The organism is Pseudomonas phytophila, from assembly GCF_025643095.1.
Classification (GTDB): domain Bacteria; phylum Pseudomonadota; class Gammaproteobacteria; order Pseudomonadales; family Pseudomonadaceae; genus Aquipseudomonas; species Aquipseudomonas quasicaspiana.
This window is the reverse complement of record NZ_CP081201.1, coordinates 6425882-6446777: the sequence shown is the minus strand read 5'-3', so window position 1 is coordinate 6446777 and position 20896 is coordinate 6425882. Positions and strand designations below refer to the sequence as shown.

The following is a 20896-nucleotide window of genomic DNA, read 5'->3' as shown; positions in this document are numbered from 1 at the left end:
AGAACTGATCCTCAACTACGCTTTTCAAGTTCTTGATCATTGGGGGTTTACTCAAATGCTCGCGCAACTTCCACCGGCCTTACAGAATCTGCACCTTCCGCTGCGTCTCAAGCTCTGGGACGGTCATGAACTCGACCTCGGGCCCACGCCGAGCGTGACGATTTTCGTCAAAGACCCCCAACTGGTTTCCGATTTTTCCCACCCAAGCCTCGACCTTCTTGGCAGTGCCTTCGTGGAAGGCAGACTGGACATGGAAGGCTCCATCAGTGAAGTCATGCGGGTTTGCGATGAGCTGACCCAGGCGCTGGGTGACGAAGATCAGGAGGGTGGCCCGACTCGCTGCCCCCATGACAAAGCCACCGATGCGGCGTCGATTTCCTACCATTACGATGTCTCCAATGAGTTCTATCAGCTCTGGCTGGACAAGGAGATGGTGTATTCCTGCGCCTATTTCAAAACCGGCAATGAAACCCTCGAGCAGGCGCAGCAGGACAAATTCCATCACCTGTGCCGCAAGTTGCGGCTCAAACCGGGCGAGTATTTGCTGGATGTCGGCTGTGGCTGGGGTGGATTGGCCCGCTTTGCCGCCCGTGAATATGGCGTGAAAGTGCTCGGCATTACCTTGAGTCGCGAGCAACTGAAGCTGGCCAGAGACCGGGTCATGGCTGAAGGTCTGGAGAATTTGGTTGACCTGCAGTTGCTGGACTATCGAGATCTGCCTCAGGACGGTCGCTTCGACAAAGTAGTCAGCGTTGGAATGTTCGAGCACGTCGGCCACGCCAACCTGGCGCTTTACGCCCAGCGTCTGTTTGGCGCGGTGAAGGAGGGCGGGCTGGTGATGAATCACGGTATTACCGCCAAGCATATCGACGGTCGCCCGGTGGGGCGTGGGGCGGGTGAGTTCATTGGCCGCTATGTTTTCCCGAACGGCGAGTTACCCCACGTATCGCGAATCAGCGCTGACATCAGCGAGGCTGGGCTGGAAGTGGTCGATGTCGAAAGCCTTCGCCTGCATTACGCGAAAACCCTGGAGCACTGGAGCTCCCGGCTGGAAACGCATCTGGAGCAGGCCGCTGCCATGGTCCCGGAACAGACGTTACGGATCTGGCGCTTGTACCTGGCTGGCTGCGCTTACGGGTTTGCCCACGGCTGGATCAACCTGCATCAGATTCTGGCAGTCAAACCTCGTGCGGATGGCAGTCATGATCTGCCGTGGACGCGGGCCGACATCTATCGTTAATTGATCAACGCGCAGTAGTTTTCACTCAGTCTCTGTAGACGCGCACGAGCACGGCGAGCCGCGATGGCGGTGCATCAGACGGAGCGCGATCGCTGAATCGCGGTGCTCCTGAGCGACTACAGAAAAGCATTACATATTAGATAGTTATTTTTTGTTGATAGGAGCAGGTCTCTTGTCACCTCACAGGATCGGGGAAATCAAACGCGCCACGCGCATGCCCAGTTGTTGCAAGTGGTGCGTCTCTCTACTTTCCTCGATTGAAACCTCATGCGCCAACGCGAAATCATCGTTGAGCATTTGCTCCACCTCGCTGGCGAAATCGCTGTCGACCGTGAGCAACATCAGTTCGAAATTCAGGCGGAACGAGCGGTTGTCGAGGTTGGCGCTGCCGATCGCAGTGATCTCGTTATCCACTAGCACGACCTTCTGGTGCATGAAGCCTGGCCCGTAACGGAACACCCGTACGCCGGCGCGTACTGCTTCGAAGGCGAACAGCGTTGAGGCCGCATACACCACGTAATGATCCGGGCGCGACGGCAATAGAAGACGGACATCAACGCCGCGCAACACCGCAAGGTGCAAGGCTGCCGACACCGCTTCATCGGGCACGAAGTACGGACTGGTTATCCATACCCGCTCTGTCGCCGCGTGAATCGCCTCGACGAAAAACAACGAGCAGGTTTCCTGTTTGTCTGCGGGCCCGCTGGTCAGAAGTTGGCAAAGCAGGCCATCTTCCGGAAAGCTGTCCGGCAGGCTCAAAGGCGGCAACTCGCGCGTCGCCCAGAACCAGTCCTCGGCGAACGACTCTTGCAGGCAGGCAACCACCGGCCCGATTACTTGCACATGGGTGTCACGCCACGGCGCGAGAGGTGGCTTGAGCCCGACATATTCGTCGCCGACGTTATGCCCGCCGAGGAAGCCTTTCGTACCGTCAACAACTACGATCTTGCGGTGATTGCGGAAGTTGATCTGGAACCTGTTGAGCCAGCCGCCGCGGGTTGCGAATGCCTTGATCTGCACGCCACCTTTGCGCAGTTTTTCGCTGTAGCTGCCCGGCAGTGCGTGACTGCCAATGCCGTCGAACAGCACGTACACGGCCACGCCTTCTGCGGCCTTCTCCAACAGCAGGTCCTGCAAACGGCGGCCCAGTGCGTCGTCATGGATGATGAAAAACTGAATCAGGACTGTCTGTTTCGCCTCGCGGATGGCATCGAAGATTGCACTGAATGTCGCCTCGCCATTGATCAGCAGCTTCACTTCGTTATTGGCGAGTGCGGGGGTGTTACCCAGTTTTGGCATTGCGCGTAGTGACGCATACGCTTCCGAGCGTCTGGCGGCGACGGCCTCTTCAATCCAGGGGCGCCAGTTCATGTCGCTGATGGCGGTGCGCATTTCCTGGTTGGCCTGACGTCGCGCCTTGATATACGCATCGAAGGAGCTACGGCCAAACACCAGGTAGGGAATCAGGGTGAAGTAGGGAATAAATACCAGCGGCATTGCCCAGGCGATCGAGCCTTGTGCCGTCCGCACTGTCAGCAATGCATGAATCGCGGCGACAATCCCGAGCAGATGAATGAATCCAATGACATAGCCGAAGAAATACGGGCTGTGGTAATCCATTCGTGATCTTTCCTTACGCACTATTGCTGCTTAACAGACCACAGTGGGTGCGGATTGTCGCTATTTTATTCGCGGTGCAACTGGCTGCATGATCTGCCGTCTAAGCCTCATCGTCTGGCGACCACGTTCGGTTGCTCCTGTCCCTTATAGGTTGAACAAGGATCCAGTAATGAAGAAGTCCACCTTGGCATTGATGTGCTGTCTGGTCGCGCCATTGGCTCAGGCGCAAATGCTTCAACCCGGCTTGTGGGAGCTGACGTCCAGTAACATGCAAGTGGACGGACAGGCCATGCCTGACCTGCAAATGATTCTGGGGCAGCTGAAAAACCTGCCGCCAGAACAGCGTGCCATGGTCGAGCGCAATCTTGAAAATCAAGGCGTAACGCTTGCGGGCAAAGGCGTGCGCTTTTGTCTGACCGATGCACAGGTCAAAGGCGATGACATCCCCCTGACTGATCCGAAGTCCGGCTGCACCCAGCGCATCACCGAACGCAACGGCAAAAACTGGAAATTCACCTTTAGTTGCCCGAAAGCCCAAGGCAACGGTCAGGCTCAGTTCCTGAGTGACCGAGAGTTCACCACCCACGTTATCGGCACGTTCAATGCCACCGGCCAGCAGCAGAACGGCAGCATGGACACCCGTGCGGTATGGCAGGGCGCGCAGTGTGGTGCGGTTAAACCGCGGACTTGACAGGCGTATTCTCCACGGCGCTCCAACTGCTTTGAGCGACAGCGTCGTGGGCGTGCAGGCTTTCGGCGTGCACTACCTTCACAGTGAAGGACTTCAGCGTCGGGTTGCGCTGTAATGCTTGATGCAGGCGGCGGGCAGCGTCTTCGCAGAACATCAGGTTTTGCCCGTTCGCCAATGCGAAGGCCTGCTCATCTGCTCGTTTGACTGCCGTTTGTACGGCGGTCCCGAGCGCAGCTTCAGCTTGATCAATCAAGTGAAGAAGCGGTAATTCTTGAGATAAATCATTGAGTTGCACATGTAAATGCGCAGTGCTTCGTTGGCTGTGCGGCGTTGCAACGATGCCTTCCGCAGTCCCTAGCCATTCCAGAACACGTTGAAACTCAAGCTCGGTGCTGGCGAAGTCCGCAGCGAATTGCTGTTGGATCAGCTGCCTGGCCAACGCCGCTGAGCAGGGGCAGGTGGACGAGTAGGCCACGTCAATTTTTAGTTCCACGTGGAACATATCGTTTTCAACGCTCGCCAAGATGCTGATTGGATAGGCTTTCCAGCCTGCCAAAGGGCTGATCAGCGCCGGACGTTTCAGTAAGCACTCGGTGTGAATATTTAGATAGGCACGCCGGGACAAGCCGTCGTGACTGTCGAGAAAGCTCATCAGCACCTGCCGGATCGAGTGCATGCTCAGCTCTTTGTCTTCCAGTGATTCAAGCGCGAGGTACAGACGCGACATGTGAATGCCTCTGGCGCTGCCATCATCCAGACTCACCCCCGCATCGACCTTGGCGCTGACGTGCTGTCCCTCAATGCGCACTGGCATGGCGATGCCACACATACCTACCCAATCCAGCGGCTGTGTCTGGCGGGAAGTTTGTGCGGCGATATCCGGAAGTGAAGCAAGTTTCATGAAAGAGGCCATCTGTCAGGTAAATCATCACGTTATACTATAACTATAATTTCGACGATTTCTTTTTTTTGGGCCGGGATGCTCTTCACCTTCGAATGGGTCACCGCATGCATCGCCGTCAAATTCTGCTCAATTTCTTGCTGGCCAGTGCCGCCTTTGCCTTGCCATTGGGCGTCAACGCAGCCCAGATCCGCAACGCCCGCCTGTGGCGTACTGCCGATAAACTCCGGCTGGTGCTGGATCTCAGTGGTCCAGTGCAATACAAGACCTTCACCCTCGGCGCACCTGACCGACTGATCATCGATATAAGCGGCGCGCGCCTGAGTGGTGATTTCAGTCAGCTTGCACTGCAAGACACGCTGATCAAATCCATCCGCTCCGGGCATTACGGTCAGGGTGATGACACGCGCATCGTTCTTGATCTGACCGGGCCTGTGAAGCTCAACAGCTTTCTGCTCGGGCCTGCTGGCGATCAGGGCCATCGGTTGGTTCTGGACCTGGGCGCAGAGGGGGCCGCTCCACAACAACTGGCGGCGCAGCCGGTGCAACGTGCGCCGGTGGTCAGTGACAAGCAGCACCCCAAGCGCAACATCATGGTGGTGGTCGATCCGGGACATGGCGGTAAGGACCCCGGCGCGGTAGGTTCCAAGGGCGAGCGGGAAAAAGATGTGGTGTTGTCTATTGCCCAGCTGTTGGCCAAGCGACTGAAGCGGGAGAAAGGCTTCGATGTGCAACTGGTGCGCAACGATGACTTCTTCGTACCCCTACGCAAGCGCGTTGAGATTGCTCACAAACACAACGCCGACATGTTTATCTCGGTGCATGCCGACGCAGCACCGCGTTTGACGGCTTCCGGTGCATCAGTATTTGCTTTGTCCGAGGGCGGCGCTACCTCCGCCACTGCACGCTTCATGGCACAGCGCGAAAATGGCGCGGACTTGTTGGGCGCAACCAGCTTGCTCAACCTCAAAGACAAGGACCCGATGCTGGCCGGGGTCATTCTCGATATGTCGATGAACGCCACCATCGCCGCCAGCCTGCAGCTGGGCAATACCATTCTCGGTAGCCTGGCGAACATCACCACCCTGCACCAGAAACGCGTCGAACAGGCTGGCTTCGCCGTTCTCAAATCGCCGGATGTGCCGTCGATTCTGGTGGAAACCGGATTCATCTCCAATGCCAAAGACAGTCAGCGGCTTGTGACGGCCCGCCATCAACAGGCGGTGGCGGATGGATTGTTTGAAGGGTTGCAGCGCTATTTTCAGCGTAATCCGCCGATTGATTCGTACATGGCGTGGCAGCAGGAGCAGAAGCGGGCCGGCCAGGTTTAGCTTTCTACTCTCGGAGCTTTGAGTGTCTTGTCACCACGCTGTCTTGCGGCAAACAGAGACTCGTGGGACCGGATATATCCGGGAAGGTGGCATTCTGGCGATAAAGGTGCTGTGAACGTCCCGGCCTCTTCGCGAATGAATTCGCTCCCACTGGTTCTGTGTGAACTCAGATTAGCACCGGACACCCCGCTGTCGCGCAGCAAAAATGGGCCCTGTAGGAGCGCGCTTGCCCGCGATTGCGTCAGCGCAGACGACATATTTATCGACTGACAGAAAGCATCGCGGGCAAGCGCGCTCCTACAAAGACAGTTTACTACTTGCATTGTTATACTATAACATCTTCGGGTGATTGAACGGTGCCTCGCGCCGCCATGCGAACAGGGTCTAAACCCTGCAACCTGATGAGAATACCGATGCCAAACCGTCTTCCCGTAACCGTGCTGTCCGGCTTTCTCGGTGCCGGTAAAAGCACGCTGTTGAACTACATTCTGCGCAATCGCGAGGCTCTGCGGGTCGCCGTGATCGTCAACGATATGAGCGAAATCAACATCGATGGCGGCGAAGTTCAGCGTGATGTAAGCCTGAACCGCGCGGAAGAGAAACTCATCGAGATGAGCAACGGCTGCATTTGCTGCACCCTGCGCGAGGACTTGCTCGAAGAAGTCAGCCGTCTGGCCCAAGACGGGCGCTTTGATTATTTATTGATCGAATCCACCGGTATTTCCGAACCGTTGCCAGTCGCAGAGACCTTCACCTTTCGCGACGAGGCCGGTAAGAGCCTCACCGACATGGCTAGGCTGGACACCATGGTCACGGTCGTCGACGGGGTGAACTTCCTGCTCGACTATCAGGCCGCCGAGAGCCTCGCGACCCGGGGGGAGACCTTGGGTGAAGACGACGACCGCTCGATCACTGATTTGCTTATCGAACAGATCGAGTTCGCTGATGTGATTCTGCTCAGCAAGATCGACCTGATCAGTTCCAGCGAGCGCGAAGAGCTGATCGCCATCCTGCAGCGACTCAATGCGAATGCCGAAATAATTCCGATGGTGATGGGCGAGGTGCCGTTAGCGAAGATCCTCAACACCGGTCGTTTCGATTTCGAGCGGGCGTCACTCGCACCCGGTTGGCTCAAGGAGTTGCGCGGCGAACATACGCCGGAAACCGAGGAATACGGCATTGCTTCGACGGCTTACCGCGCTCGGCGGCCGTTTCACCCGGAGCGTTTCTTCAGCTTCATTGATCGGGAATGGACCAACGGCAAACTGCTGCGCTCCAAAGGCTTCTTCTGGCTGGCCAGCAAGCATCAGGATGCGGGCAGTTGGTCTCAGGCCGGAGGGTTGATGCGTCATGGTTTCGCTGGCCGCTGGTGGCGGTTCGTGCCGCGTGCGCATTGGCCTCAGGATGAAGAAAACATCACCGCAATCATGGACAACTGGACCTCACAAACCGGTGACTGCCGGCAAGAACTGGTGTTCATCGGCCAGAACATCGACTTTGCTCAGCTCACCGCTGAGCTGGATAACTGCCTGCTCACGGACGCCGAGATGGCTCTGGGCACCAATGGCTGGGTGGCGCTACCCGATCCGTTTGGCCCATGGCATGAAATGGAGGTGGCGTGATGTTAGCGACGGTATTGAAGTGGCAGCCCCGTATTCGTCAGGTGCAGGGCGACACTCCGGCCATTCTCAGCCAAGTACTGGAGGATGATGTGAATCTGGCAGTCTGGCAGCGTCAGTTGCCTGCGCACATCGAGGACTTTGGCGCATTACTGCTCTCTTTGAACGAGCCGCTTGCGGAGGCCATTACGCTGGAGATCAGTGATGAGAACGCTCAGCCTGACCTCCAGACCTTCGCCTCTGCTTATGCTGACCTTGAAGGCTATGAGGGTTTCATCGCCGACGTGTCATGGCTGATCAGCGCTTACGCCTGCCTGCTGGGCGCCAAACGTGTAGGCGTTCGGCTGCGAGTACTGGATAAAGCCATGTGTCCGCGTTTCCATGTCGATCATGTGCCGGTGCGCTTGATCACCACTTACGCGGGCATTGGCAGCCAATGGCTGAGAGAGGGGGCCATTGATCGCAGCCAGCTGGGCAAACCTCAGGCCGAGCCTTCGGATGCGCTGAATATCAGGCAGATCAACTGTGGCGATGTAGCCTTGCTCAAGGGCGAGCGCTGGGTTGGTAACGAAGGCCAAGGCCTGGTACACCGCTCGCCGCCGTTGCAGCGTGATGAGCGGCGGTTGCTCCTTACTCTGGATTGGTTGGCTTAGCAGCCGAATGACCATTAGATCTGATTTCTGTGGGAGCAGAGCTTGCTCGCGATAAGGCTGGACGCGATCTAAAGTGAACTGCGTCCAGCCTCATCGCGAGCAAGCTCTGCTCCCACAGAATTTGTGTCAGCCTCAATATATCCAAACCCTCAAGGCACCAGCCACTTCCCCTGACTCTGCCCCTCGCAAAATGGCTTCAAGTACTGCGCATCGCTCGCGACGCCGTAATAGTGAATGTCTTCGCGATAAGGCATATTGGCGACTTGTGCGTTGCTGCAAATTCCAAACGCTCCAGTGGGGCATTGCTCCAGGAACGTCACATCGGTTTTCTGCCCAGCGAGTTGCGGCTGGCAAAAGCCGTCGTGAAACAGCTTGGGCGGTATGTTGCGATTGGCCTGACAGACTTTCACGTCCAGCCGCTCGGCCTGACTGTGTACCAGACACGCCTCGGCCCATGCGTTTCCTGCACCCGTTGCCAGTAACATCCCCAGAAACATCACGATCCTGGCCTTAAACGCCTTCGTCATAAGCGACCACCATGCTGCAGAACATCCCGACCCACGTCATCGGCGGACCATTGGGGACTGGCAAGACCAGCCTCATCAAGCATCTGTTGGCGCAAAAGCCGGAAGATGAACGATGGGCGATCCTCATCAATGAGTTCGGTCAGATCGGCCTCGACGCCGCACTGCTGACCACGGCCGCCGATGGTATCGCACTTGGCGAAGTGGCTGGCGGTTGCCTGTGCTGTGTCAACGGCGCGCCGTTTCAGATTGGCTTGGGTCGTTTACTGCGCAAGTCCAGACCCCATAGATTGCTGATCGAGCCGTCCGGCCTTGGCCATCCTGTGCAGTTGATAGAACAGTTGCAGCAAGCGCCCTGGCTGGGTGTGCTCACGGTTCAGCCCAGTGTGATGGTCCTCGACGCAGCAGCACTGGCGACGGGGCATCCGCTGCCGCCCAGTCAGGCTTCGGCGCTGACTGCTGCGGGGTTGCTGGTACTGAATAAATCAGCGGATCTGAATGCTGAGGCGCGCCAGAGGCTCATTGAACAGTTGCCTGCGAGCAAGTTGATCTGGACCGATCAGGGCAAGATCTCGCTGGCTAAATTGCCCGGCATTTCCCCACGGTCCGATCTGCTTGTGGATAAATCTGCTGTGGATAACCTCGCCATCCCCAAGAGCTTGGGACAGCTTCCTGCTGTATGGGCTGATCCAGTACAACCCATTTGTCTTAGTCAGGCTCAACAGGAAGGCTGGAGCATCGGCTGGCGTTGGCACCCCAGCCAGCGTTTTGATCTGGCCCGCCTGGAAATGTGGTTGCAGGGAATGACCTGGCGTCGCGCCAAACTGGTTATTAACAGCGGCGGCGGATGGGTGTCAGGCAATGTCGTCGCGGGGGATACTGTGCAGTGGCAAGTCAGTGAGTGGCGACGGGATTCAAGGCTGGAATTGATTTTCACACAGCCTCAGGATGAACCGCGCTTACAGGCTGAACTGGCTACGTGTTTGCTCTGACAAGCTATCCACACACGGCGCGAAATCTACTGCTTCCACTTATTGTGTTCTTGCCGCCATTGGCTCAACTGAATGATTTCTGCACTCGGGGGCGGCGTTTTCATCTCGAACGGGTAGGGCGCCAGTTCGATCTGCGCGCTGTGGGCACCAAACATGGTGATGGTGCCTGGGTGACGCTGCTCGCCGGTCACCGTGAACTCAAAGTTATACACGCGTGCCAGACGTTTGCGGCCCTGTGAATCCCGGGCAAACGTCAGTTTGCGCAAGGCCACGTTGCCGTCCAGCAACTCTATATCCAGTTTCGCGCAGTGTTGTTTGACCCGCTCCAGCGCTCTTTCGCGCAAACCATGGGCATGCCATAGCCATGCCGCACCGGTGGCCAATAGCATCAGGACAAACATGTTTCCCAAGGTCAGCATGAAGAAGCACTCCAACAAAGTGCCACCAGCTTAACTGTCTCCGGGGTTTTGCAGCCATACTGCGCGACTTAAATTTCTTACTACTGCATTTGCATCGTGTTCAGGAACCCTAGATGAAACGTACACCCCATTTGCTCGCCATCCAGTCCCATGTGGTTTTCGGCCATGCAGGCAACAGCGCTGCGGTGTTTCCGATGCAGCGAATCGGGGTGAATGTCTGGCCGCTGAACACTGTGCAGTTTTCCAACCACACCCAGTATGGAAACTGGGCAGGCGACGTGTTGCCCCCGCAACAGATTCCCGCGCTGATCGATGGCATCGCGGCGATTGGCGAGTTGGGCAATTGCGACGCAGTGCTCTCCGGTTACTTGGGAAGCGCTGCCCAGGGCCGAGCGATTCTGGTGGGCGTTGAGCGGATCAAGGCGGCCAACCCTAACGCGCTGTATCTGTGCGATCCGGTGATGGGGCATCCCGAGAAGGGCTGCAGCGTGCCCGCGGAAGTCAGCGATTTTCTGCTCGAAGAAGCGGCAGCTGTGGCGGACTTCATGTGCCCGAACCAGTTGGAACTGGATAGCTTCTCCGGCCGCAAACCTGAGTCGTTATCCGATTGCGTGGCCATGGCGCGTGCCTTGTTGGACCGGGGCCCGAAAGCCATTGTGGTCAAACATGTGGATTACCCCGGCAAGCCCGCTGACGGTTTTGAAATGCTGCTGGTGACCGCCGATGGCAGTTGGCACTTGCGCCGCCCGCTACTGGCCTTTCCGCGCCAGCCAGTGGGGGTGGGCGATCTCACGTCCGGGTTGTTCCTGGCGCGCGTACTGCTGGGTGATGAACTGGTTGCGGCTTTTGAATTTGCCGCCGCCGCGGTCCATGAAGTGCTGCTGGAGACCCAGGCGTGCGGCAGCTACGAACTGGAGCTGGTCCGCGCCCAGGACCGCACGGCTCATCCTCGGGTGAGGTTTGAGGCTGTGCGGTTGTAATGTGGTCAGCACGGTTCCCTGTGGGAGCTGGGCTTGCCCGCGATAAACGATCACGCGGTGTATCTTATATCTGCGTCTCATATATCGCGGGCAAGCCCGGCTCCCACAGGAATAGCATTCCAATTGATAGTCTGTATTGCCTGATATACCGGGGTTGAGTCTCGCCTTAGAGCGTCTCGTCCTTGATTTCCTGATAACGCTTTTCCAGCTCCTGGCGGATTTGCCGACGCTGTTGCGCCTGAATGTAGCGGCGTTTGCCGTCCAGGCTTTCTGGCTCCAGCGGCGGCACGCTGGCCGGCTTGCGCTGATCGTCCACGGCGACCATGGTGAAGAAACAGCTATTAGTGTGGCGCACCGAGCGCTCGCGGATGTTTTCCGTGACGACCTTGATGCCGACTTCCATTGAGGTATTACCGGTGTAGTTCACCGACGCCAGAAAGGTCACCAATTCACCCACATGAATCGGCTCGCGAAATATCACCTGATCCACTGATAGCGTCACCACGTAACGCCCTGCGTAGCGGCTCGCACAGGCATACGCAACTTCATCGAGGTATTTCAGAAGGGTGCCGCCGTGTACGTTGCCAGAAAAGTTGGCCATGTCCGGGGTCATCAATACAGTCATCGACAGCTGGGCGTTTCCGGGTTCCATAGCGTACTCACGATCAAGGCGGTTCAGAAATTGCACCTTATGACGGTGCTTACGGATTCAAGCGGTGTGTGATAGTTATCGGGACGCTTGCTGGCTTGAGGCCGTCACGCGTGCAGCCGATCTGTTTCCATATATTGCACCGGCTTTATCGATGAATGCGCGGTGTTAACCTGCAAAAGCCCGTGGATCGGGCAATTTCTTACAAATTAATCAGATTTCTGCACTGCAGTGGCTGAATTCTCCGTCGTCCTGATGAGAGTTCGGCCATCAGCAATGCGTTTCATAAGGAGCCGGACCCATGCATGCCATCAGCTTTATTCAGGATTTGGCGGTGATCATGCTGGTGGCTGGTGTTGTGACCATCCTCTTTCATCGCCTCAAACAACCTGTAGTGCTGGGCTACATCGTCGCCGGTTTCATCATCGGCCCGCATACACCGCCGTTCGGCCTGATCCACGACGAAGACACGATCAAGACCCTCGCCGAGCTGGGGGTGATCTTCCTGATGTTCTGTCTGGGGCTGGAATTCAGCCTGCGCAAGTTATTCAAGGTTGGGGCAACAGCGTTCATTGCGGCGTTTCTCGAAATCACCCTGATGATCTGGATCGGTTATGAAATCGGTCAGTACTTCGGCTGGAGCACCATGGATTCGCTATTCCTTGGCGCGATCCTGGCGATTTCTTCGACGACCATCATCGTCAAAGCGCTCAACGATTTGAAGATGAAGAACCAGCACTTTGCGCAGTTGATCTTTGGCGTGTTGATCGTCGAAGACATTCTGGGCATTGGCATCATTGCCTTGTTGTCCGGGATCGCCGTCAGTGGCTCGGTCAGCTCGGGCGAGGTGTTTTCCACCGTCGGCAAGCTGTCGCTGTTCATGATCGTCGCCTTGGTGATCGGTATTATGGTTGTGCCACGTTTATTGGCTTACGTGGCTAAGTTCGAAAGCAATGAGATGCTGCTGATAACCGTGCTGGGCCTGTGCTTCGGTTTCTGTCTGCTAGTCGTGAAGCTGGAATACAGCATGGTGTTAGGTGCGTTCCTGATTGGCGCGATCATGGCCGAGTCGCGGCAATTACTGAAGATTGAGCGCTTGATCGAGCCCATTCGAGACATGTTCAGTGCGATCTTCTTCGTTGCCATTGGTTTGATGATCGATCCTGCGATTCTGGTGCAATACGCCTGGCCGATTGCGGTGATCACCGTAGCGGTTGTCCTCGGCAAAATGTTGTCCTGCGGATTGGGTGCCTTTCTCGCCGGTAACGATGGCAAGACCTCGCTGCGGGTGGGCATGGGCCTGTCACAGATTGGCGAGTTTTCCTTCATCATCGCGGCGCTGGGCATGACCTTGCAGGTCACCAGCGACTTCCTCTATCCGGTGGCGGTCGCGGTGTCCGCTATCACGACTTTACTGACGCCTTATCTGATTCGCGGTGCCGACCCACTATCGAACCAGTTGGCGAGCATCATGCCTCGCCGCGTGGCGCGGGTGTTCGGCATGTACGGTGAGTGGCTGCGCAGTATCCAGCCGCAAGGCGAGGGCGCGCTGCTGGCATCGATGATTCGGCGGATCCTGTTGCAGGTCGGGGTCAATCTGGCCCTGGTCGTGGCCATATTCTTCTGCGGAGGCTATTTCGCCGAGCGCATCGGTGTGTATATCAGCGACTGGGTCGGCGACGTTGGGCAACAGAAAGCCTGGATCTGTGGCGCTGCATTGTTGCTCTCACTGCCTTTTCTGATCGCGGCTTATCGCAAGCTCAAAGCGCTGTCGATGCTATTGGCTGAGATGGGCGTCAAACCGGAGATGGCGGGTCGGCACACGGCGCGAGTGCGCAAAGTGATCGCCGAGGTGATTCCTCTGCTGTCTTTGCTGGTGATCTTCGTGATGCTCGCGGCATTGTCTGCCAGCATCCTTCCGACCAACGAACTGCTGATTCTAATCGCCGTGATTGCCGCCATTGTCGCCGCAGTGGCATGGCGCTGGTTCATCAGAGTGCATACGCGCATGCAGATCGCATTGCTGGAGACGCTGGGGAATAACCAGGAGTCGAATGGGCATTAGCAGCCCGGTTGAAACCTGATAAATCCGGGTACTGTAGGAGTTGTCGGAGGTTACGACGGCGCCGATAGCGGTTTGCCTGACACACCGCTATTCGCAGCCTGCAGCAGCTCCTACAGATCCAGGTAATGCAACTCAGCTTTCCAGCCAGACGTCCCGCGCCCAGTGCCATACCGATTCCCAGCTTTCTTCGGTGACCAGCTCTTCTTCGCCAGACCACAACACTACGGTGCCGTCTTCTTCGACGCAGTAGTAGTCTTCACCGTCCTGACAAATCGGGATCAGCTCGCGCGGCACGCCGATGTCCCAGGCTGACGCGGCGACCTCCGGCAGGTAAGTGTGCGATCCGGGGTCGGTAACGGTCACCGGCTCCAGGCTGCCGTACACCACGTCGCTCACGGTCAGGAGAAATTCCTTGAAGACGAAGGGGATGTTGATGAACAGCTGCTCTTCTACCTCAACGAGTTGATCCTCGTCGGGCAATTCCAGCGGAACCGGAACAGGTTCATTCGCTTCGCGTAATTGTTCAATGACTTCTTCCACGGCCTGGCTCCTCTGACTTGATGGCGCGGTTTATACAGTAGCTTAAAGCGTTTCTCAAAATAACTATCCCAACGGATAAAACAAAAACCCCGGACAAGTCCGGGGTTTGTGCTTACGCGTGGAGCGGTCTGGATCAACCGTTCTGGCGAATACCTGCAACCAGCCAAGGCTGATTATCGCCTTGTGGGCGTTCCATGTTCCAGCTTTCGCTGAACACTTCACCCTGATCGAAGCGCGAAGACTTGGACACACCGCTGAATGTCAGCGTGGCGATGGTCTTGTCTGCACGATCATCCAGGCCGTCCAGTTGCACGTTCAGATTGTCGATATAGGTCGACTGGAAGGCGTCGCCCAGATCCGCACGTTCTTTCTTCAGGAACTGCAGCATCTGTGGGGTCACGAACTCTTCGATCTTGTCCATTTCGTTCGCGTCCCAGTGCTGTTGCAGCGACTGGAAATGGCTACGAGCAGCTTCAAGAAAGCGGGTTTCGTTGAACCAGGCCGGAGCGTTGATCACCGGAGCGGCTGCCGATGCTGCACCCGAACCACCAAAGATGGAATTCTGGGCAGGCTGTTGAGCGTTTTCGCGCTGATAAGTCATCGGGCCAGCGGCGGTAGCCATTTGCTCGCCTTGTTGCTTACGACGACGGGCGGCGATGAAGCGGAAGATCAGGAAGGCAATGACCGCCATGATCAGGATGTCGAAGATCTGCATCCCCTGGAAGCCGTCGCCCATGAACATGGAAGCGAGCAGGCCGCCAGCAGCGATACCGGCCAATGGGCCGAGCCAGCGGGAAGCACCGCTAGCAGCAGGACGACCAGCAGCGGTTGGTGCTGCGGCTGGAGTGGTCGGAGTGGCTTGGCGCGACTGGTGACTTGGCGCCGAGCCCATGCTCTTGCCACCACCGAAACGCGCAGCGTTGGCTTCGAAGCTCATGGTGAGCCCGATGCACAACGCCATAGCGATGCTTAGAAAACGTTGCATAAGGGTATTCCCGTTTTGTGGATTGCACGCGCGCCATATTGCATAGGGCATATGTGTCTGGCTAGCGGCCAAGTGTTTCCGGCTTTTGCGTGATTGCCGAAGACCCTATGTAGATTGGTCCGTAGCGCTTCGCTGAAAGTTCTGTAGGACAGATCGCCGGACAGTGTCATCTATATGGAGTTGACCGGTGGCTGATTCAATCTGCCGCTGCATCACTGCTGTCTGTGGGAGCTGGGCTTGCCCGCGATAAGGCTGGATACGATTCACATGAAACCGCGTTGACCTTATCGCGGGCAAGCCCAGCTCCTATCAAACAAGAAAATAACTACCTGATCTGGAATGCATTTTCTGTAGGAGTGAGCTTGCTCGCGATCGCGTCAGCACAGGCAATATATTCATCGACCAACAGATCGAATCGCGAGCAAGCTCACTCCTACAGGTCCCGTGTTTGCTGCGCGACAGCGCGGTGTCAGGGATACCGGGACCACTCCCACAGGAAGTATTTCCATTCAGAAAACGAGTCAGCAGTCTAAATAGCTTCCAGCTTCGCGTAGCCCATCATCAGCCACTTGCTGCCTTCGGCGAAGTTGACCTGGACACGCGCCTGAGCGCCAGCGCCTTCGAAGTTCAGGATCACGCCTTCGCCAAACACCGCATGTTGCACACGCTGCCCAAGGCTGAAGGCTGTCTCCGGAATACCGGTGCCATTGAACAGGCTGCTGTTGCTGACCTTCTGCGTGCCGCCAAAAGGTCGGGTGACACTATTGGACAAGCGCACTTCCTGAATCAGCAATGGCGGAATTTCACGTACGAAGCGCGACACCTTGTTGTAGGTCTCGCTGCCGTACAGGCGACGGGTTTCTGCGTAGGTCATCACCAGCTGTTGCATGGCGCGGGTTATGCCGACGTAGGCCAGACGCCGTTCCTCTTCCAGACGGCCCGGCTCTTCCAGGCTCATCTTGTGGGGGAACAGGCCTTCTTCCATGCCCACCAGGAACACGTAAGGGAATTCAAGGCCCTTGGCGCTGTGCAAGGTCATCAATTGAATGCTGTCTTCGTGCTCTTCGGCCTGGGTATCCCCGGCCTCCAGCGAAGCATGGCCGAGGAATGCCGCCAACGGTGTCAGCTCGGCGTCTTCTTCGTTGTTTTCGAAGTTGCGCGCGGCGCTGACCAGTTCCTCAAGGTTTTCTACCCGAGCCTGGCCTTTTTCGCCTTTCTCTTCCTTGTGGTAGTTGATCAGCCCGGACTGCTCGATGACGGTTTGCGTCATCAAATGCAGCGGCATCTCCATGACCTTGGCGGCAAGGTTTTCGATCAGCTCGACGAAACCGCCCAGCGCGCCTGCCGCACGGCCGGTCAGACCTTTATTGGCGATTAGTTGGCGAGTGGCTTCCCACATCGAAACATCGGCATGGCGAGCATGCTGACGAATCGATTCGACGGTTTTTTCACCGATGCCACGGGCCGGCACGTTGATGATCCGCTCCAGTGCCGCATCGTTGCCACGGCCTTCCAGCAAGCGCAGATAAGCCATGGCGTTCTTGATTTCGGCGCGTTCGAAGAAGCGCTGGCCGCCATAAATGCGGTACGGAATTCGCTCGCGCAGCAACGCTTCTTCAAGCACCCGGGATTGGGCGTTGGAGCGATACAGAATGGCGATTTCGCTACGGGCAAGACCGGTCTTGAGTGCGCTTTCAATGGTTTCAACCACGTAGCGGGCTTCGTCGTGTTCGTTGAATGCCGCGTACAGATTGATCAGCTCGCCATCACCGACATCAGTCCACAGCTCTTTGCCCATGCGGCCGCTGTTATTGATGATCAGGCCGTTGGCCGCTTTGAGAATACTGGCGGTCGAGCGATAGTTCTGCTCAAGACGAATGACTTCGGTGTCCGGGAAGTCCGACGAATACTGGTGGATATTCTCGATCTTCGCGCCGCGCCAGCCGTAAATCGACTGGTCGTCATCGCCCACAACCATCAGGCTGTCGCCACCCTGCGCCAGCAAGCGCAGCCATGCGTACTGCACGGCGTTGGTGTCCTGGAATTCGTCCACCAGCACATGGCGGAAGCGGCGCTGATAGTGAGCAAGCAGGCCGGGATTGTCGCGCCAAAGGTCGAGTGCACGCAGCAGCAGCTCGGAGAAATCGATCACGCCGGCACGCTGGCAGGCGACCTCATAGGCTTCATAGACCGACTTCATGGTAGTCAGAAACAGATCGCCGCTGGCCTGAATATGCTTCGGGCGCAGGCCTTCGTCTTTTTGACCGTTGATAAACCACGTGGCTTGTTTGACGGGCCAGCGTTGTTCATCAAGCCCCAGCTCGCGCATGACGCGCTTGACCAGGCGTTGCTGGTCGTCGCTGTCCAGGATCTGGAAGGTCTGCGCCAGATTGGCTTCCTGCCAGTGCGCCCGCAACAAGCGGTGCGCAAGGCCGTGGAACGTGCCCACCCACATGCCTGCCGGGTTGATGCCCATCAGTTGTTCGATCCGGTGGCGCATTTCTGCTGCCGCCTTGTTGGTGAACGTCACCGACAGGACCGAATGTGGCGAGGCTTGCTCGACCTGGATCAACCAGGCGATGCGATGCACCAGCACACGGGTTTTGCCGGAACCAGCGCCGGCCAGGACCAACTGACGACCCACGGAGGCAGCTACGGCCTGACGTTGGGCATCGTTGAGGGAATTAAGCAGAAGGGAGAGATCATCGCGCATCGACGCATTCTAGGGTGCCGAGCGAAACCGGGCAAACCATGCTTTGCGCGAATCGACAAAAGCAGCATCTGGCGACGGGTGGCGAGCGGTTGTCGGGACGTGAGGGGGATAGGCATCAAGGTAGGCTACGGGCGCCGGGCGAACTGCGATTCATGATCAAAGGAGCGTTTAACTGGGCGTCCCGCAGGTCATGTAGTATAACTACAAAAAAGCTACATCCCGTCCCATGCACCTTTGCCGAGTCTGCCCCTTTGAATCTGCTGCAACACATCGCCCAGTCACGCCATCTGTTACGCAAGTCGGAGCTGAAAGTCGCCGACCACGTGCTGCTTGACCCTGCGGCTGTGATGCACAGTTCCATGGCCGATCTGGCGCACAGCGTTGGTATCAGCGAGCCCACTATCGTGCGCTTCTGCCGTGCCATTGGTTGTACCGGCTTTCAGGACCTGAAGCTCAAGCTGGCGCAGAGTCTGGCTGCCGGGGCGAGCTTCGGCCAGTTCGCGATCCACGAAGATGACTCGGTCGCTGACTACAGCCTGAAGATTTTCGATACCACGCTGCATACCTTGATGGAAGTTCGCGAAAACCTTGATCCCCATGCGTTGCAGCTGGCTGTGACTGCCATGGCGGCAGCCAAGCGGGTCGAGTTTTACGGGTTTGGTGCGTCGGGTGCGGTAGCGGCTGACGCTCAGCACAAGTTCTTCCGGCTGTTGCTCAGCGCGGCGGCTTATTCGGATCCGCACATGCAGGCCATGTCGGCGGTTACACTGGTCCCATCAGATGTCGCTGTTTGCATTTCCCAGTCCGGGCGCTCCAAGGATCTGCTGATTACGGCGAATCTGGTTCGTGAGACAGGTGCGACGTTGATCACTTTGTGCCCAAGTCAGACACCACTGGCTGAACTGTCGTCAGTCAATCTGGCGATTGATGTGCATGAAGACACCGAAATCTATACGCCTCTGACTTCACGCATCGCGCATCTGGTAGTCATCGATGTGTTGGCAATGGGCGTTGCCATGGCGCGTGGCCCAAGTCTGGTCAACCACCTCAAGAGCGTGAAGCGCAGCTTGCGCAGTCTTCGTCTTTCGCCCAAGTCGATCAAGTCTCACGAGGATTGATCGCTTCGAATCCTGTACAAAAACTGCTACCAGCTACCCGAAAGTAGCCGGCAGCAGTTCACTGCTATGAAACCAATCCGGGTTTATCAATGAGTGACTTGCACGTCATCGATGCTTGCCAGCAGCTTGCCTTTGTAAAAGATACTGACCCCGGTGATGCTTGCGCCACTGGGTTGCGTGTACCTGACCGGTCTATCAAACAGTTCTGTTTCATCCCTCTCCACCGACAGGGTGATTTCGTCCTTTCTGCTTTCAACCATCAGATCGAGGCCTAGATGATTACCGGCAGCGGGGGATTCACTGCGAACCAGAACTGCCTGGAGGTGGTAAGGTAGCGACACGATGCCAGATACTTTTAAGGTATTAACGCCTGGCATTTTGTCGTCTTGCGCATGCCAGTCTCTGTTTTGAATGCTCATGATTTAGCTCCTTGCTAAAGTTAATTGCGTCCTGCAGGGCTACTATCTCAAGGTCGTGTTGATGGGTTGCACTACATAAATATATCGGTTGTTGCGTCTTGTTTCCGATGTGACACGTGTTGACCTTAACCATCCTGTCACGCATTCGCCGTCAGATCGTCACGCCCTCCGGGCATTCTGTACTCCCGCAACGCACTGGGAGACAGGATATGCCTCGGCACTACGATGACTCGCAACAGAGCAGCACCGTCAAAACCCGCCGTCAGCAGGAAGATCAGCGACGTATGGGATTCCGTCGGGCAATAGAAAGCTATTCCGAAGCGCGTCGGCTCAATCAAGAGCTGTGCGACTTTGAAGAGAGCGTTTCAGAGCGCTTCTGGCAGGCGGCTAAACCTTTGGAAGACGCCCGTCGAAACGCTCCATCAGCTGGCTGATCTGCGCACGTTCGGTGCGGATGAACGCCAGGAAGGCGTGCGCCACGGGCGACAGGCGTCGATCCCTGGCCTGCACCACGCACCAACTGCGATAAAGCGGCAACTCTGCCACCGGTAACTCTTTCAGCATGCCGGTGGCGAGTTCCAGGCTGACCGCGTGTCGGGTCAGCATCGCGATGCCCAGCCCGGCCAGCACGCTTTCCCGTTGCGCTTCGTGAGCCGACATCTCTACGGTCGTGGTGAAGTGCACGCGCTTGTCCTTGAAATACTCTTCGCAGGCCTTGCGAGTCCCCGAACCATTTTCCCTAATCAGTAAGGTATAGGGCTCCAGATCCTTGAGCGCTAAGGTACGTCCGTCGCATAGCGGATGATCCGGCGGAGCGACGGCTACAATCGGATTATTGAGAAACGGCAGGAATTCCAGGCCCATGTCTTGCGGCACCATGGACATCACGACCAGATCATCGCGGTTATCCGACAGCCTTCTGATCACTTGAGCGCGATTAGCCACTGTCAGGTTGAGGGCCACCTCCGGGTATTTACGCTTGAAGGCGGCAAACAAGTGCGGGATGAAGTATTTACAGCTCGATTCGACGGCCAGCTTCAATTGCCCTTGTAGCGAGCCCTGCATATCGGTGAGCTGCATATCCAGGCTTTCCAGTCGCCCGAAGATATCGCGACTGGCCGATTGCAACGCTTCTGCGGCCTCGGTCAGGTAGAGCTTTTTGCCGACGTATTCAAACAGCGGTTGGCCTACGAGCTCTTCCAGCTGGCGAATCTGCAGGCTGACAGCGGGTTGAGTAAGTGACATCTCTTCCGCTGCCCTGCTGTATGAACGCAGATCACACACTTCGTTGAAAATCCGTAATTGACGCAATGTCATACGCATCAATGACTTACGCATTTTTACCGGCTCCGCCTGTTCGCTGAATCTTCAACTATAAGTCTTTACTTATACACAACCCAATTTTTACTCATTTTTGTTAATTCCTGATCGGGCTTA

General features: G+C 56.9%; 20 protein-coding genes. 10 read left to right on the top strand and 10 right to left on the bottom strand.

Features of this window, described 5'->3' with window-relative positions; genetic code table 11:
• Positions 1-55: 55 nt before the first annotated feature.
• Complete coding sequence (cfaB, locus tag K3169_RS29115) at positions 56-1240, top strand: C17 cyclopropane fatty acid synthase CfaB (RefSeq protein WP_263269320.1); 1185 nt, start codon at positions 56-58, stop codon at positions 1238-1240.
• A gap of 180 nt (positions 1241-1420) precedes the next feature.
• Here the strand turns inward: cfaB and cls are convergent, their stop codons facing one another.
• Positions 1421-2860, bottom strand: coding sequence for a cardiolipin synthase (gene cls / locus K3169_RS29110; protein ID WP_099270137.1), 1440 nt, complete (start codon positions 2858-2860; stop codon positions 1421-1423).
• Between the two features lie 169 nt (positions 2861-3029).
• Here cls and K3169_RS29105 point away from each other — a divergent pair, with 169 nt between their 5' ends.
• The gene (locus K3169_RS29105) at positions 3030-3551 is read left to right on the top strand and encodes a DUF3617 domain-containing protein (protein ID WP_027902491.1); all 522 of its coding nucleotides are present in this window, start codon (positions 3030-3032) and stop codon (positions 3549-3551) included.
• Here the strand turns inward: K3169_RS29105 and folE2 are convergent.
• Positions 3535-4452, bottom strand: a complete 918-nt coding sequence (folE2, locus tag K3169_RS29100) for a GTP cyclohydrolase FolE2 (protein WP_263269318.1) — start codon at positions 4450-4452, stop codon at positions 3535-3537. The two genes, K3169_RS29105 and folE2, sit on opposite strands and share 17 nt — an antisense overlap.
• A gap of 107 nt (positions 4453-4559) precedes the next feature.
• Here folE2 and K3169_RS29095 point away from each other — a divergent pair, with 107 nt between their 5' ends.
• From K3169_RS29095 to K3169_RS29085, 3 genes are all read left to right on the top strand, one after another.
• Complete coding sequence (locus tag K3169_RS29095; protein ID WP_231674909.1) at positions 4560-5783, top strand: N-acetylmuramoyl-L-alanine amidase; 1224 nt, start codon at positions 4560-4562, stop codon at positions 5781-5783.
• A gap of 413 nt (positions 5784-6196) precedes the next feature.
• A complete protein-coding gene (zigA, locus tag K3169_RS29090) occupies positions 6197-7405 on the top strand; it encodes a zinc metallochaperone GTPase ZigA (protein ID WP_231665565.1) in 1209 nt (402 codons plus the stop codon).
• Positions 7405-8055 carry a DUF1826 domain-containing protein gene (locus K3169_RS29085; protein WP_231665566.1) on the top strand — a complete coding sequence of 217 codons (651 nt, stop codon included), beginning with the start codon at positions 7405-7407 and terminating at the stop codon, positions 8053-8055. The genes zigA and K3169_RS29085 overlap by 1 nt, the downstream gene beginning before the upstream one ends.
• 149 nt (positions 8056-8204) lie before the next feature.
• On the opposite strand, the gene K3169_RS29080 is transcribed toward K3169_RS29085, so the two are convergent.
• On the bottom strand, positions 8205-8552 hold the full coding sequence (locus K3169_RS29080; protein WP_122708649.1) for an NADH:ubiquinone oxidoreductase: 348 nt from the start codon (positions 8550-8552) through the stop codon (positions 8205-8207).
• A 41-nt stretch (positions 8553-8593) separates the two neighbouring features.
• Here K3169_RS29080 and K3169_RS29075 point away from each other — a divergent pair, with 41 nt between their 5' ends.
• Entirely contained in the window at positions 8594-9571 is a 978-nt protein-coding gene (locus K3169_RS29075; RefSeq protein ID WP_122708594.1) for a CobW family GTP-binding protein, read from the top strand.
• A gap of 26 nt (positions 9572-9597) precedes the next feature.
• Here K3169_RS29075 and K3169_RS29070 read toward each other — a convergent pair whose 3' ends face one another.
• Positions 9598-9990, bottom strand: a complete 393-nt coding sequence (locus K3169_RS29070; RefSeq protein WP_027901708.1) for a DUF3301 domain-containing protein — start codon at positions 9988-9990, stop codon at positions 9598-9600.
• A 113-nt stretch (positions 9991-10103) separates the two neighbouring features.
• Between K3169_RS29070 and pdxY the strand changes: the two genes are divergently transcribed.
• Positions 10104-10970: a pyridoxal kinase PdxY gene (pdxY, locus tag K3169_RS29065; RefSeq protein WP_263269315.1), complete on the top strand. Its 867-nt coding sequence runs from the start codon at positions 10104-10106 to the stop codon at positions 10968-10970.
• A 166-nt stretch (positions 10971-11136) separates the two neighbouring features.
• Here pdxY and K3169_RS29060 read toward each other — a convergent pair whose 3' ends face one another.
• Complete coding sequence (locus tag K3169_RS29060) at positions 11137-11622, bottom strand: acyl-CoA thioesterase (RefSeq protein ID WP_020291647.1); 486 nt, start codon at positions 11620-11622, stop codon at positions 11137-11139.
• A 298-nt stretch (positions 11623-11920) separates the two neighbouring features.
• Between K3169_RS29060 and K3169_RS29055 the strand changes: the two genes are divergently transcribed.
• Positions 11921-13684, top strand: coding sequence for a cation:proton antiporter (locus K3169_RS29055; protein ID WP_263269312.1), 1764 nt, complete (start codon positions 11921-11923; stop codon positions 13682-13684).
• A 132-nt stretch (positions 13685-13816) separates the two neighbouring features.
• Here K3169_RS29055 and K3169_RS29050 read toward each other — a convergent pair whose 3' ends face one another.
• The 3 genes from K3169_RS29050 to uvrD form a co-directional block, all read right to left on the bottom strand.
• Positions 13817-14224, bottom strand: a complete 408-nt coding sequence (locus K3169_RS29050) for an SMI1/KNR4 family protein (RefSeq protein WP_027901704.1) — start codon at positions 14222-14224, stop codon at positions 13817-13819.
• A gap of 133 nt (positions 14225-14357) precedes the next feature.
• Complete coding sequence (locus tag K3169_RS29045) at positions 14358-15209, bottom strand: Tim44 domain-containing protein (RefSeq protein ID WP_027902356.1); 852 nt, start codon at positions 15207-15209, stop codon at positions 14358-14360.
• A gap of 529 nt (positions 15210-15738) precedes the next feature.
• On the bottom strand, positions 15739-17922 hold the full coding sequence (gene uvrD, locus K3169_RS29040; protein WP_027902357.1) for a DNA helicase II: 2184 nt from the start codon (positions 17920-17922) through the stop codon (positions 15739-15741).
• A gap of 251 nt (positions 17923-18173) precedes the next feature.
• Here uvrD and hexR point away from each other — a divergent pair, with 251 nt between their 5' ends.
• Positions 18174-19040, top strand: coding sequence for a transcriptional regulator HexR (hexR, locus tag K3169_RS29035; RefSeq protein WP_027902358.1), 867 nt, complete (start codon positions 18174-18176; stop codon positions 19038-19040).
• 86 nt (positions 19041-19126) lie between these two features.
• Here the strand turns inward: hexR and K3169_RS29030 are convergent, their stop codons facing one another.
• Positions 19127-19459, bottom strand: a complete 333-nt coding sequence (locus K3169_RS29030) for a hypothetical protein (RefSeq protein WP_122398231.1) — start codon at positions 19457-19459, stop codon at positions 19127-19129.
• 209 nt (positions 19460-19668) lie between these two features.
• Between K3169_RS29030 and K3169_RS29025 the strand changes: the two genes are divergently transcribed.
• The gene (locus K3169_RS29025) at positions 19669-19893 is read left to right on the top strand and encodes a PA3496 family putative envelope integrity protein (protein ID WP_080238321.1); all 225 of its coding nucleotides are present in this window, start codon (positions 19669-19671) and stop codon (positions 19891-19893) included.
• Here the strand turns inward: K3169_RS29025 and K3169_RS29020 are convergent.
• Positions 19847-20797 (bottom strand): LysR family transcriptional regulator, encoded by a 951-nt coding sequence (locus K3169_RS29020; protein WP_263269308.1) that lies wholly within the window; start codon positions 20795-20797, stop codon positions 19847-19849. The two genes, K3169_RS29025 and K3169_RS29020, sit on opposite strands and share 47 nt — an antisense overlap.
• Positions 20798-20896 lie beyond the last annotated feature (99 nt).